Origin of the sequence: Winogradskyella poriferorum (assembly GCF_036553625.1) — a bacterium.
Taxonomy (GTDB): Bacteria; Bacteroidota; Bacteroidia; order Flavobacteriales; family Flavobacteriaceae; genus Winogradskyella; species Winogradskyella poriferorum.
Map to the genome: position 1 here is coordinate 26345 of NZ_JAZHOU010000002.1, position 16805 is coordinate 43149.

Annotated in this window: 12 protein-coding genes and 1 pseudogene; 10 read left to right on the forward strand and 3 right to left on the reverse strand. The window is 31.7% G+C overall.

Features of this window, described 5'->3' with window-relative positions; translation table 11 throughout:
• Window positions 1-76: 76 nt before the first annotated feature.
• Both V1468_RS06220 and htpG read right to left on the reverse strand, forming a co-directional pair.
• The gene (locus V1468_RS06220; protein WP_331809377.1) at window positions 77-1729 is read right to left on the reverse strand and encodes a serine hydrolase; all 1653 of its coding nucleotides are present in this window, start codon (window positions 1727-1729) and stop codon (window positions 77-79) included.
• Between the two features lie 128 nt (window positions 1730-1857).
• Complete coding sequence (htpG, locus tag V1468_RS06225) at window positions 1858-3765, reverse strand: molecular chaperone HtpG (protein WP_331809378.1); 1908 nt, start codon at window positions 3763-3765, stop codon at window positions 1858-1860.
• A gap of 265 nt (window positions 3766-4030) precedes the next feature.
• On the opposite strand from htpG, the gene V1468_RS06230 reads away from it, so the two are divergent.
• The 10 genes from V1468_RS06230 to V1468_RS06275 all read left to right on the forward strand — a co-directional run bounded on the left by V1468_RS06230 (window position 4031) and on the right by V1468_RS06275 (window position 13957).
• On the forward strand, window positions 4031-5041 hold the full coding sequence (locus V1468_RS06230; RefSeq protein ID WP_331809379.1) for a 3-oxoacyl-ACP synthase III family protein: 1011 nt from the start codon (window positions 4031-4033) through the stop codon (window positions 5039-5041).
• Window positions 5042-5185: 144 nt separating this feature from the next.
• The gene (locus V1468_RS06235; RefSeq protein WP_331809380.1) at window positions 5186-5506 is read left to right on the forward strand and encodes a hypothetical protein; all 321 of its coding nucleotides are present in this window, start codon (window positions 5186-5188) and stop codon (window positions 5504-5506) included.
• 11 nt (window positions 5507-5517) lie between these two features.
• Window positions 5518-5997: a hypothetical protein gene (locus tag V1468_RS06240; RefSeq protein WP_331809381.1), complete on the forward strand. Its 480-nt coding sequence runs from the start codon at window positions 5518-5520 to the stop codon at window positions 5995-5997.
• Between the two features lie 184 nt (window positions 5998-6181).
• Entirely contained in the window at window positions 6182-6424 is a 243-nt protein-coding gene (locus V1468_RS06245; RefSeq protein ID WP_331809382.1) for a hypothetical protein, read from the forward strand.
• 439 nt (window positions 6425-6863) lie between these two features.
• Window positions 6864-8192, forward strand: coding sequence for a DNA phosphorothioation system sulfurtransferase DndC (gene dndC / locus V1468_RS06250; RefSeq protein WP_331809383.1), 1329 nt, complete (start codon window positions 6864-6866; stop codon window positions 8190-8192).
• A complete protein-coding gene (dndD, locus tag V1468_RS06255) occupies window positions 8193-10307 on the forward strand; it encodes a DNA sulfur modification protein DndD (protein ID WP_331809384.1) in 2115 nt (704 codons plus the stop codon).
• Complete coding sequence (locus tag V1468_RS06260) at window positions 10297-11877, forward strand: DndE family protein (protein ID WP_331809385.1); 1581 nt, start codon at window positions 10297-10299, stop codon at window positions 11875-11877. Before dndD ends, V1468_RS06260 begins: the two co-directional genes overlap by 11 nt.
• Window positions 11878-12188: 311 nt before the next feature.
• Window positions 12189-12794 (forward strand): DUF6630 family protein, encoded by a 606-nt coding sequence (locus tag V1468_RS06265; protein ID WP_331809386.1) that lies wholly within the window; start codon window positions 12189-12191, stop codon window positions 12792-12794.
• Window positions 12795-12947: 153 nt separating this feature from the next.
• The gene (locus V1468_RS06270; protein WP_331809387.1) at window positions 12948-13400 is read left to right on the forward strand and encodes a tetratricopeptide repeat protein; all 453 of its coding nucleotides are present in this window, start codon (window positions 12948-12950) and stop codon (window positions 13398-13400) included.
• A complete protein-coding gene (locus tag V1468_RS06275) occupies window positions 13397-13957 on the forward strand; it encodes a hypothetical protein (RefSeq protein WP_331809388.1) in 561 nt (186 codons plus the stop codon). The genes V1468_RS06270 and V1468_RS06275 overlap by 4 nt, the downstream gene beginning before the upstream one ends.
• A 341-nt stretch (window positions 13958-14298) precedes the next feature.
• Here the strand turns inward: V1468_RS06275 and V1468_RS06280 are convergent.
• Window positions 14299-16743: pseudogene (locus V1468_RS06280) on the reverse strand (TonB-dependent receptor domain-containing protein).
• Window positions 16744-16805: the final 62 nt, after the last annotated feature.

Sequence of the window (16805 nt, forward strand, 5' to 3'; positions counted from 1 at the left end):
GTTAAAAGGTGTCTTTGTATAAGAAAAAACCACTTAGAAAATCCTAAGTGGTTTTAATTTTTAAATAGAGGGAAAGCTATTCTATTTTTTTAGCAATGCTTTCTTGACCACCTTGATGCAACGTAAAACTTTCTACCTTTCCTGAAGCATTTTTATTAAATACCACTTTAAGAGCTGCGACCTTTGCAAAAAAGGTAGTTTCGTTTTCAGCAAAAAGTGGAAATTGCTCTTGTCCTGTAGCTTGCGCAAAGATTTCATTTCCTTTTACAGTAATTACTACATTAAAGTTTGGTGCTAATTGGTACTTGCCATCATATTGACTCAAAATGTCATTAGATAGTGTAATTTCTTTTCTTGCTTCTGGCATAGCCTTGTCTATTTGCTTGCCAATATTTTTAGAATCAGTAATAAATATGGCTTGCTTTTTACCATCATCAGACTGTGAAAATTCATACTCAATATTACCATCGGCAAACATGAAACGGTTTTCAGACAAAGGGAAAATATCAAAGACAGTATTTGTTGTAGATTCTCTCATACTTTTTAATGCGCCATCCTTAAAGAAAATATGTCTTACAGTACCATCTTCAAATTGATAAGCTCCAACCCATTTTTTTAGTTGATCTTCATTTAATTGTATTACATCCTTCATTGAAGGATATGGTTTGCCTATGGCAGCAGCAGCCAATTGTGTTGTTACAGCGTCAATATTATTACAGCTACAATTACTTAGGCCTATAACATAGACGTCTTCATTTATTAAATAGATGCCATTTGTAGAGGTGCCAAAAATGCCACCACTATGTGTATAACCTTTAGAACCTTTAAGCGTTAGCTCTCCTAATCCGTAGCCATAATCAATGTGTTCGCCATTGTTCAATTTAGAACCATTAATTGCTTTTTGTAATGTAGATGCTTTTATCAATGTGTTATTTGCTAAAGCATTTTGCCATTTTAGCATATCGTCAATAGTTGAGGTAAGCGCACCTGCTGCATGGGGTAAAGACATGCTGAGGTAACTTGCATTAACATAACCTTTATCTCCTTCTTCATAAGGCATTGCTCTGTTTTTAATGAGTTTGCTATGACTACCATATTGTGAAGCTGTCATACCTAAGGGTTGAAAAATGTGATTATCAATAAAATCTGCATAAGTTTCACCAGATACTACTTCTATAATCTTACCGAGTAATACATAGCCAGAGTTATTGTAACGATAATCTTCACCTGGATCAAAATCCATAGGTTCATTTTTAAAGAAATCTATAAGTTCATCTAAGGTTTTGTCTTGTCTAGCGATTTGTCTTAGATCTCCTATGCTTGTGTAGCTTTTAATACCAGAGGTGTGGTTAAGAAGGTGATGTACAGTTATAGTTTTACCATGTGTAGGGTAATCTGGAATAAACTTAGTAATAGGATCATTTAAGCTTAGTTTGCCTTGTTCTTCTAACATCAAAATAGCAATTGCTGTAAATTGTTTTGTGATTGAAGCCAACATAAATACGTTCTCAGGAATCATATCTACGTCTAGTTCCAAATTAGATTTACCCACAGCCTTTCTATAAATAGCTTTTCCATTTTTTGCAACTAATACCGTCGCTCCAGGTGCATTAACATCAGTGTAATATTGGGCTACAATATCATCGAATTGTTGGGTTAAATTTTGATTTTGAGCTGTTGTAAAAAGGAAGCTAAATACAACAACAATTAGTGAAATCTTTGTTTTCATTGAATGTTTTGATTGATTGTTACTTTAATAAGACGACGTCTCAGATTTAAAGTTACAAAAAAACCACTTAGGATTTTCTAAGTGGTTTTTGAAATTAATTATGAGATTCCTGCTTTTGCAGGAATTTATTACTTTATCATCTCGTAACTGCGCTTAATAAAGTTTGTTAACTCCTCACCTTTAAGTAAGCCTTGCGATAAACGCGCTAAATCTAAACTTTGATTAATTAAGCGCTCTTGCTTTTTCTTGGTTTTGGTATTTAATATTTCACTTACCAAGTCGTGGTTTGTGTTAACTACCAAATTGTACATTTCTGGCATATTGCCCATACCAAACATGCCTCCACCAGTTTGTTGCATCTCTTTCATACGACGCATAAACTCAGGTTGTGTAATCATAAATGGCGACGCACTGCTATCCATAGCTTCTAATTGTACCATGAATTTTTCTGAAGGCACAACTTCTTTTAAAAGTTCATCTAACTTGGTTTTTTCGTCTTCAGATAACTTGGAAATTGTAGTGTCATCTTTTTTGATAAGATTATCAATATGGTCTGCATCTACACGAGCAAAAGAAATATTTTCTTTAGTGGTTTCTAACTTTTGCATTAAGTGACTTACGATTGGCGAATCTAATAATAACACCTCGTAATCTTTATCTTTAGCTGCTTGTATGTAAGCATGCTGTTCATCTTTGTTAGACGCATAAAGAATTACCATTTTATCATCCTTATCAGTCTGCTTCGCTTTAATAGCATTGGTTAATTCTTCAAACGTAAAGTATTTGCCATCAACTGTTGGGTATAATGCGAAAGCATCTGCTTTTTCAAAGAATTTTTCTTCAGAAAGCATTCCATATTCAATAACAATTTTAATATCGTCCCATTTCTTTTCAAAATCTTCACGATTAGAATTGAATAGAGATTTTAATTTATCTGCAACCTTACGTGTAATGTAAGATGAAATCTTTTTCACCGCACCATCAGCTTGTAAGTAACTACGCGAAACGTTAAGTGGAATGTCTGGAGAATCTATAACACCTCTTAACATGGTTAAGAATTCAGGAACGATGCCTTCAACATTATCCGTTACAAAAACTTGATTTTGGTACAGTTGAATTTTATCTTTTTGAATATTAAGATCATTCGTCATCTTAGGGAAATACAAGATTCCTGTTAAGTTAAACGGATAATCTACATTAAGATGAATGTGGAAAAGCGGTTCTTCAAACTGCATTGGGTACAGCTCTCTGTAGAAGTTTTTGTAATCTTGGTCCTCTAAGTCTGCAGGTTGTTTTGTCCATGCAGGATTAGGGTTATTAATGATATCGTCTACAGTAATTTGTTTGTGAGGCTCAGTTGTTTCTTTACCGTCTTTATCTGTTGTGGTTTTTGGTGTAAAATCTGGATCATTTACTTCCTTAGTTCCAAATTTAATTGGAATAGGCATAAACTTGTTGTACTTAGTCAAAAGCTCACGGATTCTTCCTTCTTCTAAGAATTCCTCTTCACCTTCAGAAATATGTAAAATAATTTCTGTACCTCTGTCGGTTTTATCAGCTTCTTCTAAAGTAAACTCTGGTGAACCATCGCAAGTCCAGTGCGCAGCAGGTGCATCAGTATGCGATTTTGTTATAATCTCTACTTTGTCTGCTACCATAAACGCAGAGTAGAACCCAAGACCAAAATGTCCAATGATACCAGCATCTTTAGCCGAATCTTCGTATTTGTTTAAAAATTCTTCAGCACCAGAAAATGCGACTTGGTTAATGTACTTCTCAACCTCTTCGGCTGTCATACCTAAACCTTGATCTATAATATGAAGTTTTTTACCTTCCTTGTCAATTTTTACTTCAATTTTTGGCTCACCATATTCAACTTTAGATTCGCCAATGCTAGTTAAGTGCTTTAGTTTTAAAGTTGCATCAGTTGCATTACTAATCAGCTCACGTAAAAAGATTTCGTGATCTGAGTACAAGAATTTTTTAATTAACGGAAAGATATTTTCTACCGATACATTAATACTTCCTTTTGCCATTGTATTTTAAGTTTTATGTCAGTTCGAGTTGAGACGAAGTCGAAATATCGAGAACTTCTCGATACATTTCGAAATAAATTCGAAACACTCGAAGTGACGTTATTAGTCAATTTATTTCTGGACAGCTACATTCAAATAAAATACCAATCGAAAAATTGTGACAAGATGACATAATTTTAAATATTATGCATGCATAACGAATTTAAATTTTATTGCAAACGAAATCGTATCTTATAGATTAAATTGCAATACTTAAAAAAATACTATGTATAATTCAAAAATAATAGGTTTAGGAACTTATGTTCCAGATAATGTAGTTACTAATGATGATTTATCTAAAATCATGGATACCAGTGACGAGTGGATACAAGAACGCACAGGTATTAAAGAACGTCGTTGGGTAAAGGATGGTGATGGAGATACTACGGCAACTATGGGTGTAAAAGCTGCAAAAGTTGCTATAGAACGAGCCGGAATAGATAAAGACGATATCGATTTTATCATTTTTGCAACACTAAGTCCAGATATGTATTTTCCTGGTCCAGGTGTGCAAGTGCAACATGCTTTAGATATAAAAACGGTTGGAGCTTTAGATGTACGTAACCAATGTTCTGGTTTTGTATATGCCATTTCTGTTGCAGATAATTTTATAAAAACAGGCATGTACAAAAATGTGCTTGTTATTGGTAGCGAATTGCATTCTCACGGATTAGATAAAACCACTCGTGGTAGAGGTGTGTCTGTTATTTTTGGCGATGGAGCAGGAGCAGCAGTTTTAACACGAGAAGAAGATACAAGCAAAGGTATTCTATCTACACATTTGCATAGCCAAGGTGAGCATGCCGAAGAATTGGTGGTAAAAGCCCCAGGAATGGGAACACGTTGGGTTACCGATATTATTGAAGATGATAATAAAGATGACGAAAGCTATTTTCCTTACATGAACGGCCAATTTGTATTTAAAAATGCAGTGGTACGTTTTAGTGAAGTGATTATGGAAGGCTTAATGAAAAACAAATTAAAGCCAAAAGATATTGATATGCTTATTCCACACCAAGCGAATTTGAGAATAGCACAGTTTATTCAGAAGAAATTTCAGTTGAGTGACGACCAGGTGTTTAATAACATACAAAAGTATGGTAATACCACAGCAGCTTCAATTCCAATAGCTTTAACCGAAGCTTGGGAAGAAGGTAAGATAAAAGAAGGCGATACCGTAGTTTTAGCCGCCTTTGGTAGTGGCTTTACTTGGGGAAGCGTTATTATAAAATGGTAAAACAAATTAATCCTGCGAAAGCAGGATTTTTTTTGGAATAGCTTTAAGTAGAATAAAGGTTAGTTTTTGTTATCCCTAAAATATGATGGGATAATTGTTATATTTATTGTATTATAACAAGTTGTGTGTAATTTGAGAAACCCAATGAACAAAGAAGAAATAATAAAGCGAGTTAATGATATAATTGATAAAAGAGGATTTTCGACTTCGATTCAACAAAGCGAAAAACTAACATCAGCTTCTTATTCATTGAATACGAATTATAAGCTAGAAATCTCAAATTATGAAATATTTGATGATAATAAATATTCATTTAAAGTTAATTCTATTCAAGATGTAGGAGAAATATGGTTGGAATTAACAAAAAATAATGATGTCGATATTGAAAGAATAATGAAAGATGCTGTTCAAAAATCGAACATTGATTTAGATAAAGAATTATTCTTAATTTTAAATATTCAATAACCTATTATACTATGGCAAAAAAAATTATTGGAATAAAAAAATGGTCATTGCTTGTTGTGTTTTTAATTGCTTATTCCAACATTTATTCGCAATCACAAGAGGATATAGTAGACTACCTGAAAAACAGAATTGAATTGTATTCACAACGACCTACAACATTAGAAGTCAACAATTGTAAATTGAAAATACAATTAGAAATGTCGATTCCAGGAAGTCCAAGCTATATTACAGAATTGAATTGTTCTTTAAAGAATTTAACTGACGTAATGTATGTTAATGAAAGGCAACCGTGGATTACATTAAAATTTAAAAATAAAGATGTAAGCTATACAGACATTGAACAAAATGGAACTAAAAAACTCTGGAAATATGATGATGACATTAGTTTGTTTTTTTCAAAAGGAACCATCAATGAGAATGAAACCAAAAAGTTAGCAGAATTATTTAAAAAACTTGGAAAAAATTGTGGAGCAAAGATTTTAGATTTTTAAAATAAAAACTACACACAACAATGGCTATAAGTAATTGCTTGTTCTCACCTACTTCTGAAAATCCTTGCGGATTTTCAGTTTGGTGTTTACTTGCAAAATTAAGTGCTAAACCACGCAACTACTCATAGCCGAGACCGTTGCCATTCATTGACTGAACGCACTCAAAAACTGAAAATAAAAAGAAATGAAAAAAACATTAAAAATAATTTCTACAGCATCAATTCTATTATTTGGAATTTTATGGATTTCTAGCAAATTTGATTTCTTGACTGAATATAACTCTATAGATTTTAGAAATATTCTTGTACTAATATATTTGTTTACAAGTTTAAAATATTTTCAAATGGAGGTTAAAGATAAAAACGCTGAAATTCAGGAATTGAAATTGAAACTGGAGAAATCAAAAAAGGAAATTTTAAAAAACTAAATACTGAATTTGACAATCTGATGAGTTACTCACTCAAACGGAATTGAATAATATTACGGAATAAAATGCTGACTGAATTCACTCAAACTCAGAAAATCGGAAAACAGAATTTATCGGAATAATAACGAATTGAAAAAACAACGAAATGGCAACACCGTATATAATTTATTGCTAGTTCTAGCCTACTTACGAAAATCCTCGCGGATTTTCTATTCGGTTTTTATTTGCTAAATTAAGTGCTTAAAACACGCAACAAACCATATACAACAACGTTGTGCATAATGCAGAAATCGTACTGAAAATGAACATTTGAACTAAAAAAGCCAACGCACAAACAGCACATTTATTTTTTGCCAATGCGAAATTCCAACGCTTAAAAAAATAAAAGAGCTGTTTCCTGCCAACGCTCAATCTGAATTAATTATTTTTATGCCCAAATATGGCAAAATTTATACAACACTTAATAGATGAAATAATTGACCAATATATGTACGCTGACGAAACAAAGCGTCCGTGGATAATTGGCTTTAGTGGTGGAAAAGATTCTACTGTAATGCTTCAACTTGTTTGGGAAGCAATTTCACAGATAAAAGAATTAACTGGAATAGTAAAACGTGACATCTATGTGGTTTGCAATGATACGATGGTAGAAAATCCTGTAATCACTGAATACGTTTACAGAGTTTTAGACAAAATAGAAACTGCATCAAGAGACCAAGATATCCCTATTCGTGTAATTAAAACAATCCCACGTTTAGAAGATTCATTTTGGGTAAATTTAATTGGGAGAGGTTATCCAGCACCAAATAACGCATTTCGTTGGTGTACTGAACGTTTAAAAATTAGACCAACTTCAAGATTTATATTGGAACAAGTTGATGAAGTTGGAGAGGCAATCATACTTATTGGTACAAGGTCTGCTGAAAGTGCTCAACGTGCAAAATCTATGAAAAAGCACGCTATTAAAGGTAAAAGACTTACAAAGCATCCAACACAGCCAAATACTTATATGTATGCCCCAATTAGAAATTTATCATTAGAAGAAGTTTGGTATATAATAAATACAATGCCTTCGCCTTGGAAAGCAGACAATTCAGAACTATTTCAAATTTATTCAGATGCAAGTGCTGACGATTATGAATGTCCTACTGTTGTAACCTCAAAAGAGCATAAATCTTGTGGTCAAAGTAGGTTTGGTTGTTGGGTTTGTACAGTTGTAAAAAAAGATAAATCTATGAGTGCCCTCATTGAAAATGGTCTTACTTGGTTACAACCACTACTTGAATTCAGAAATCAACTTTACAATGAGCGAAACATTCAAGAAAATAGGATGCCACAAAGAAGAAATGGTACAGATGCAATAAATGGAATGGGACCTTATACACCAAAATATAGAGCATCTATTTTAGAGAGAGTAATTACTGCTCAAAAAGAAATTCAAATTGACAGACCACACGTTGAACTAATTACAAATCAAGAGTTAGTTGCTATTCAAACAATTTGGTACAGAGATTTGATTTTTAATTATAAAGTTTCAAACATTTATCACTCTGCATACAACACCAATATAAATATGGAAGAACAAAATAAAAAGCAGGAAAAGGAATTGGAATTACTCAAAAAATCCTGCGAGAAAAATCCAGAAGATTTTGAACTCATACAAGAGTTGCTAATGCTTCAAAAAAACAAATCCTTATTAAACAAGAAACGAGGACTTAAAAATGATATTGAAAACAAGATTGAGGAATATTTAAAGAAAGATAAATAAATGTTTATAAAAGAAATTGAACTCAATAATTTCAGAATCTATAAAGGTAAAAATACGATAAACCTTTCGCCTGAAACTGACAAAAACATTACTCTTGTAAGTGGTAAAAATGGTTTTGGTAAAACCACTTTTTTAATGTCATTGGTTTGGTGTCTATATGGCAAACAAATGCAAAATGTAGATGAACTTTATCTAAAAGAAATCTCGGACAAAGGTGGTTATCCAAAATATATTGGAAATAGTTTAAACAGACTTGCAAAGGTTGAAGGAGAAAATAAATTTTCTGTTTCTGTAACCTTTAATGATGTCAAAATTCAAGAAATTCCTTGTAAAGAAATCAAAATAACTCGTTCATTTAATACTATTTCAAGTACGAGCGACAAAGTTGAAGTATTGGTCGATGGTTTTGAAAACGAATTAATACTTGATTTAACAACAGACGGACAACAAGGCGAAGAAATATTTATTAGAGATTACATTCTACCAATTGAAATTGCTAAATTTTTCTTTTTTGATGCAGAAAAAATTGTTGCACTTGCTGAAATAAATTCACCAGAACAAAGAAGACTTTTAAGTAAAGCCTACACAGAAGTTTTAGGAATCAAAAAGTACGAAGACTTAAAAGAACAATTAGAAAATATTCAAGATGATTATCGTAAAAAATCTGCTAAACCAAAGGAAAAAACAGAGTTAAATTCCATAATTGCAGATATTGACAATGCAGATATAGAAATTGAAAGCCTTGAAAAAGAAATCTCGGAACTTGACGAAGAGAAAATAGAGAAAGCTAACGCTTCTAATGATATTCAAAGAAAATTAATTACCGAAGGTAATAAAATGACTTTGGAGCAACTAAATAATTTAAAAGTAGAGGAAAGCGAACTAAACAATAAAATGATTGGTTTGCAAGATGGACTAAAAGACCTTTTTGACTTGATACCTTTTGGATTGGCTGGAGAAACTTTAATGGAAGTTTCAACTCAACTAAAAGACGAAAAAGATTATCGAGATTCAAAATTTATTCAAGAAGATGTTGATGTAAAAACCAAAAATATTTTGGACGATTTGGAGGATAAAAAGCGAAGTTTTCCAATTGTAATTCCAACGGATATTCGGAATTTTTATGAAAAACAGATAAGTGCTTTAGTCAAAAAACATTTCTTTTCAGACACACCAGAATTACCAAGTAATTTTAAAACGTTGCACGACTTTTCAGATACTGAAACAAATGAGTTTAATACCCTAATTAATACGCTTAAACATTCATTCAAAAGTTCATTTACAAATTTGAACGACGAATATTTAAGAACAAAAAACTCGATTGATAGTATTCGCCGAAAAATTCGTGATGCTGAAAAAGATGCAGAAGATGAGCATATTGCAAGTTTAAGAGCCGATAAAGAAAAGTTGGATACAAGAGTTTTGACCATAGAATCAGAAATCAGAGATTTAAACCAAAAAATTGGAACATTTAAAAACACGAAGAAAACCTTGAAGCAAAGACAAGAGGAATTAAGAAAGAAAATTGATAATTCTCGCAAATATTCAGACAAGGATGCCAAAGCGCAAGAGATAATCAACAAACTAAAAGTATTCATTAAATCATTTAAGGAAGAAAAGAAAAAATCTCTTGAAGAAAATATTTTAAATGAATTAAACATCTTACTTCACAAGAAAAACTTCATTGAAAAGGTTACTGTTGATATAAATCAAGCTGGAGATGATGTTGATATAAGTCTTTTTAACTCTCGTAATGAAAAAATAGACAAAGGCTCTTTGTCTATGGGAGAACGACAAATGTACGCTTCTGCCCTACTAAAAGCGCTTGTTGACGAATCTGACATTGAGTTTCCTGTATTTATAGATTCGCCAATGCAAAAATTTGATGCAGACCACGCCCAAAATGTGATAAAAGAATTCTACCCAAATGTTTCTAAACAAGTTGTGCTATTTCCTTTGCTACATAAAGAATTAACAGTACCTGAATTTAATTTGCTAAAGCCAAAAATGAGCAAAGCATATTTAATTCACAATTATAGTACAGATGCTTCAAAATTCGTGGAAGCAACACCTGATAATCTATTAACAAAATACGACGAACTCGATGCAAATTAATATTAGAACTTCAGAAGCAAACCAAGACATCGTTCGCAGTTTAACAAGCAAATTACCTACTGGTACAAAAGAAAATGTAATTGCACGTATTGCACTTGGTTATTCTCTACAGAATGGTAAAAAATTTACTACAAATGATTTTACTCTTTACGATTCAAAAGGTAAAGAATATAAAGACCATATATTATTTGACGCAAAACATCGAGACTTTTATATCGCAAGTATTTGTCAATATTATGGTATTTATAAAACAGATGAAAATATTCCCAAGTTTGTAAAATTGCATATTGACCACGGTTTGGAATTAATGGACAATTTGTTTTCTAATAGTAAAAACTATACTTTTTTTGACTTTTTAATTGGCCATTTAGATAAAGGTATTGAAATGCTAAATAGCGTTGAAGTAAATCTTGACGCTGTTAGAAACAATAATCAAAACATTGAAAAAACATATTTTAAAGAACCAATTAAATTGAATATTGGCTCTAAAATCGATGAAAAAGAATCAATCATATTAGAATTCAACAATACCGAAGTTTACAATAACTCGCATATTGCAATTGCAGGTGCATCTGGTACAGGTAAAACCCAATTTGCACTTGAATTATTAAATCAAATTAGTCAAGAATCAAATCATCACGTTAATTATATTTATTTGGATTTTAAAGGTCTAAAAGATGACGACCTTAAAGAATATCAACCTTTTTTTGATAAAACTCGTGCAACGTTTGTTGATGTACCTTCAATTCCATTTCCAGTAAATCCACTTTCATTTATTGACAGTATTAATGAAACGGACAGACAAATGGGAATAGATAAATTTGTAGATATTGTATGCAAATATTCAAATCTTGGTCCTAAACAACGTGGTCAATTGAGAGACGTTATTTTAGAATGTTTTCACGAGAAAAAAGCTGGAGAATACCCAACTTTACCTGAAATAAACGAAAAACTATTAGAAAGTGTTGGAGACAAAAGAGACACACTTACAGAAATAATCTATGAGTTGAGTAGCTACAATATTTTTGAGGAAGAACAAAAAGGTAAATCGTTCTTAAATCAAAATATCTATCTCTCACTTTCTGGCGACCTTTCAAACTCTGTTCGTTTTACTTCTCTTTTCCTTATCATAAATTATATTTACAATACGTTTGCAAATATGGAAAGTACACCAACTGAAAATGGTTATAGAGGAATGCGATATGTGTTGCTTATTGATGAAGCTCACGTTATCTTTAAAGAGAAAAAATATCAAGAAATACTTGATAAGATTTTAAGAGAATTCCGTTCTAAAGGAGTTGCTACTGTTTTACTTTCACAAGGTATAGCAGAATTTAATCAACCAGGATTTGATTTTTCAAGTAATTGTGAGATTTCTTATTTACTTAATATAAAAGATAAAACTAATTCAAAAGCAATAAACAAATTTTTAGGATTGAGTGATAAAGAAGGTATTACAAGTGCAAGAAGTTTAGAGAAGATTTCGAAAGGTCAAGCAATATCTAATATGAAAGAATTTGACAAAGGAAAACTATTTAAAATTGCCCAATTTTGGGAAAATAATAAATAATAGTTTGAATTGAATTGCCAACGCTTAAAGCCATACACATTTACAGTCGCACAAGCCAACGCTACACCAAAACTGTAAAAGAGTATGTCTTGCCAAGGCTAAATCTGAACTAAATAATAAACATCGGAAAAACAAGCTGAACGTGAAAAGTACTATGCACAACAACGTATATAAAAAATAGCGGTTTAATCGCTTAATCGAAACAAAATGAATAAATTAGAGGTACGTTATAATCCGAAAAATTAGTGTATAAAATCCGCTACTTTTCATATACAAGACCGTTGGCTTTAATATTGAAAAACCAAATCCGAATGAGAAACCTTCTGAATTTAACTTTAATTCTACTTTGTTTCAGTTGTAAATCTACAAAGGACTTATCACAATTCGAGAGTTTAGCTGAATTGATAATTGAGGTTAATGACAGTGAGCAATTGGAATCCTTTTCTAACAAACTTCAGAAATTCAAACTAAATCCTGAATCAGTTTTTAAAGATGGGAGTTACTATTACGATACTGAAAATATTAAAAATCAATCTTTTAGAGGGCTGAGTGATGACATAAAAAAGAAGCCTGAATGGTTTTTACTAATTGATAACTTGAGTGATGGAAAATATATTTGGGAATTTGATTGGAAACAAAGAATGGATGACATTAAATGGTCACTTGACCAAATGGCTGAACGAAAAAAATATGCGTTACCAAAATTACCTGAAATTCAAAACGAGAATGAAAAAGATACTGGAGCATTACTCGGAATTATAAACGAGACGTTGAATAAAAACGGTTTGACTTTAATCAATCTTTATATTGATAGTGACTCTTATGTAACTGCATTGATCGATAAAAAAAATCTGGAAAAAATTATTGCAAAAGCTTCGGAATCAGGAAATAAAATAACAGAATATAAAAAATACTAAAGTCAACAACGTGTATGACTCATTTCGGCTGAACTCCTAATCGGAATTGATTGCAATTTGCTACCTTTCGTTCATTGCGGAAAATCCTCACGGATTTTCAGTTTGGTGTGTACTCGCAATATTAACCAATAATTCAACTAATCTACAACCTACGTGATAATTAAAAAAACAATAACAATTATACTTCATTTTGCAATTGCAAATACACTAATTATAATTGTATATTCAATTTATCCATATTATTATCATTGGGCAATAGGACTTTTTTGCTACCTAATTATAAATCTTATATTTTATAGAGTTATTCCTAATAAGCATATTAAGGGATTAATAAATTTAGCTAAAGCGGATTATAAAACAGCATTAAAAGATTTTGAGAAAAGTCATCTGTTTTTTAGTAAGCACAATTTTTTTGATAGATATGGTTTTATTTTTTTATTAAAAATGTCACGTTATAGTTATAGGGAAGCTGCTTTATTGAATATGGCTTTTATAAATTATAAAATCGGAAACATAGAAGAAGCTTTAAAATTATATGAAAAGGTTTTGAGTATAAACTCTGAAAATCGAATAGCCAAAAAAGGAATAAAAATAGTTGAGTTATGAAAAACTTATTAAAGCTTTTAGCCATAATAACTATGGTTGCTTGCTCTACTACAAAAAGTGTAGTTGAGAGTGAGCCTTATATGTACAGTGTACAAAATGAAGATGGTTCTGTAACTAAAGTAAAAAGCCATACAAAAGGTACTTTATCTGAGACAGAGTACGAGCATCTAAAAAATCACTTAAACAGTATATCTGAGCAAAATATAGATTTTAGTAAAAAATTGGTAATCAATTTTATAGATAATGATCCATTAATATATAGGAAAGGCTTTGAGGTACCTTGGGACATTTTTAAAGGAAATATGGATGCCAGCTTAGATAAAATAGAGGAATGTAATCACTTTTGGATTATAAATAAAAGAGTGAAAGACTTACATTATTATCATGGAAAGAAAATACATTGGCTTAAAGATGAAAATGAAATAATTAGAAATCTATTCTTTATGCACAATGGACTAAATGGAGGTTTTGTAATTGTAAAGCCCAATGGTGAGTACTTTCTTAAAGTTGGTGAATATAAAAAATCGGACTTGCTAAAAAGTTTTAAAGCCTTCTGAGCAAAACTAAAAAAGCCCAAACAACCTAAAGTTGTCTGGGCTTTTCAGCTATTAACCAATTTAACTAACACTATTATAAAATTTAAAAAATCTTATAAAAACTATTACTTAAAACTTATCTCACTTACTTAGACGTAAAACGTTTCATTTTATTTCAACGATTAACATATTTAACGTGCATTTAACAAAAACCCTGACCAGTTTTGCAACTGTCAGGGTTTTCTATTTAATAGTTAAACATTAACACTAACCATCAACTATTTATGTAAACTATTAAATTTGTTTTTAAGTCTTTCTATTATAAAGACTATTTTATTTGAGCATTGTGACACTTTTGGGTGTTAAAAAAGACCACCACCTTGTTTAACGTCGTTATCTCTTTGTTTACGAGATTTTGCTCTGTACTTGCCACCACCAAAACGGTAAGATAATCTACCAGAAATCTGTTGGCTTTCCCAGTTAAATTGTCCTTTTTGAAGGAATGGTCGTTGACCATCAAACTGAGCGTACATGGTGTCGAAAATATCATTGTAGCTTAAGCTAAAGTTAGCTCTACCTTCCATAAAAGTATAGCGCATACCTAAGTTTACCATAAGCATATCGCTCATTTAAAATTGGATGTTTTTATTCTTAGCTCTATACATTCCGAAAGCCGAGAAACTTAAGCTGTTACTTACTTTAAAGTTGTTGAACGCTCTTAAATTCCAAGCCACGTTATCTACTTTAACAGTGTTTAATACAATGTTTTGGTTGTCATCAAAAGACTCAGCTATACTTTTTTGGGTTTGAGAAAACAAATCAAAACTAGCATTAAAGCTCCACCATTTTGTAGGTCTGTAATTAGATGATACTTCGATACCATAAGATGATGAATTGTCAAAGTTAAGGTTGGTTAAGATCAATCTATTGGTGTCTGTTCTGTCTATTAAAATTGCTTGTTGTATTTCGTCTTCTATAATTCTGTAGAACACTCCGGCTGTAATGCTTCCTTTTTCGAGTTGTCTGGTGTAGTTTGTTTCAATAGAATTGGTAAACTGTGGACGTAATTCCTGATTTCCAAATTGAGAAATCAAAGGTGTATTCCACTCAGGTAAAGGGTTTACTTGCCCTATTCCTGGTCTGTCAATTCTTCGGCTATAACTTAATTGATATGAGTTTTTATCTGAAGGAGAATAGGTGAAAAATGCAGAAGGATACAGTTCAAAATAATCGTTTTCAAAAGGAATAGTTAATTCGTCATTGCTAGATAAATCGATTTTATAAGCTTCTGAATCTACAATTACAGATTCCGCTCTCAGTCCAATTTGGTAACTCCATTTTTCTAACTTTTTGCCGTAGGTAGCATAAGCTGAATAAATGTCTCTTGAATAGTCAAAATTTGTTGTAGTCGGAATATAGTCGCCAAACTCGTTTTGCTCACGAGCATTAGATTCGTAAAAAATACCAGTGTCAAATAAACGTGCTTGTAGCCCTAGTTCTAATTTTGTGGTTTCAGATAACGGATTTACATAATCTAAGTTAATAGTCGTGTTATCGCGTTCTGTGTCTGTAGCTTCGATAAAGTTAGGACGTTGCGTACTGTAAAATAAATTGTTAGTATCTCCAGAGCCTTCATAAGTATTGTAATCTACTTCAAGCTCAATATTGTGACCTTCGTCATTAAAATTGTGCTTATAGTTAAAATTGTATTGTTGGTTGTCATTCTCATTATCCGTTCTTGTGTATTGCGATTGGTTTAAAGAGGTATCGAATAAGTATGCAATTCTAGAATCTACATCTCCGCGACCATCGTATATGTTCTGGTTAGTAAAAACAGAAAACGTATTCTTGTCATCTAGATAAAAGTCTAAACCAACTTTGAATAAGTTAGACTTGTTATTGTTAAGAACATTGAAGTTTTGTTGAATGTCTTGCTCAATTCTATTTATTTGACCATAATGATAGTTTTTAACAACACCATTACTGTATGAGCCAAACAGGTTAAACTTTCCGTTACGGTAATTGGCATCTATAGAGCTGTTGAATTTTGGTTCTTTATCATGAGCCAAGCTAACGTTAATGTTACCATTAAAACCAATTTGAGTGTTTTTGTGCAATATGATGTTTATAATACCACTCATGCCTTCAGGATTGTATTTTGCAGATGGATTGGTAATTAACTCTATACTTTTAATTGAAGTAGAAGGTATCTGCTTTAATAACTGGTCTGCCGGAATGTTAGATAATTTACCATCTACCATTACACGCACATTTTGGTTACCACGTAAGCTAATAGCACCACTTTGCTGGTCTACACTTACCGATGGTAAATTGTTCATAATCTCACTAGCTGTTGCACCAGCTGTTTGCAAGTCTTTACCAATGTTAATTACTTTTCTATCTACCTTTTGTTGAATAGTTGAGGTTTCTGCAACAACGGTAACTTCATCAAGACCTTCGGATGATTCTTCTAAGAGAATATCTCCCATCTTAATGTTGTAGTTGCCTTTTCCGATAGTTTCGTTTTTTAAAATGGTTTTGTAACCAATAAATGTAATTTCTACCTGTATGTTACCTTCAGGAATTTTCTCGATAGTAAAGTTTCCTTCATTATCTGTAATACCACCTGTAAGAACTTTGCTTGCGGCATCTTTTACAACAATATTTACATAAGGTAATGGTTCGTTAAGGTTGGCATCTAGTACTCTACCAGAGATAGAACCGTTTTTAATGTCTTTGTTGGAATTGGGTTGGGCGCTTAAAATGGTTGATGAAACCAAAATAAGCATTAATAAGAACTGCTTCATTTTTTGATTGAAATTTGATTGATTGATAGTTTCTTTATCTCTAGACGACTATTTTTACATCA

Bases quoted from the DNA above. Each gene is read 5' to 3' on its own strand.
- V1468_RS06220 (WP_331809377.1), bottom strand. From the start codon at position 1,729: ATGAAAACAAAGATTTCACTAATTGTTGTTGTATTTAGCTTCCTTTTT.
- htpG (WP_331809378.1), bottom strand. From the start codon at position 3,765: ATGGCAAAAGGAAGTATTAATGTATCGGTAGAAAATATCTTTCCGTTA.
- V1468_RS06230 (WP_331809379.1), top strand. From the start codon at position 4,031: ATGTATAATTCAAAAATAATAGGTTTAGGAACTTATGTTCCAGATAAT.
- V1468_RS06235 (WP_331809380.1), top strand. From the start codon at position 5,186: ATGAACAAAGAAGAAATAATAAAGCGAGTTAATGATATAATTGATAAA.
- V1468_RS06240 (WP_331809381.1), top strand. From the start codon at position 5,518: ATGGCAAAAAAAATTATTGGAATAAAAAAATGGTCATTGCTTGTTGTG.
- V1468_RS06245 (WP_331809382.1), top strand. From the start codon at position 6,182: ATGAAAAAAACATTAAAAATAATTTCTACAGCATCAATTCTATTATTT.
- dndC (WP_331809383.1), top strand. From the start codon at position 6,864: ATGGCAAAATTTATACAACACTTAATAGATGAAATAATTGACCAATAT.
- dndD (WP_331809384.1), top strand. From the start codon at position 8,193: ATGTTTATAAAAGAAATTGAACTCAATAATTTCAGAATCTATAAAGGT.
- V1468_RS06260 (WP_331809385.1), top strand. From the start codon at position 10,297: ATGCAAATTAATATTAGAACTTCAGAAGCAAACCAAGACATCGTTCGC.
- V1468_RS06265 (WP_331809386.1), top strand. From the start codon at position 12,189: ATGAGAAACCTTCTGAATTTAACTTTAATTCTACTTTGTTTCAGTTGT.
- V1468_RS06275 (WP_331809388.1), top strand. From the start codon at position 13,397: ATGAAAAACTTATTAAAGCTTTTAGCCATAATAACTATGGTTGCTTGC.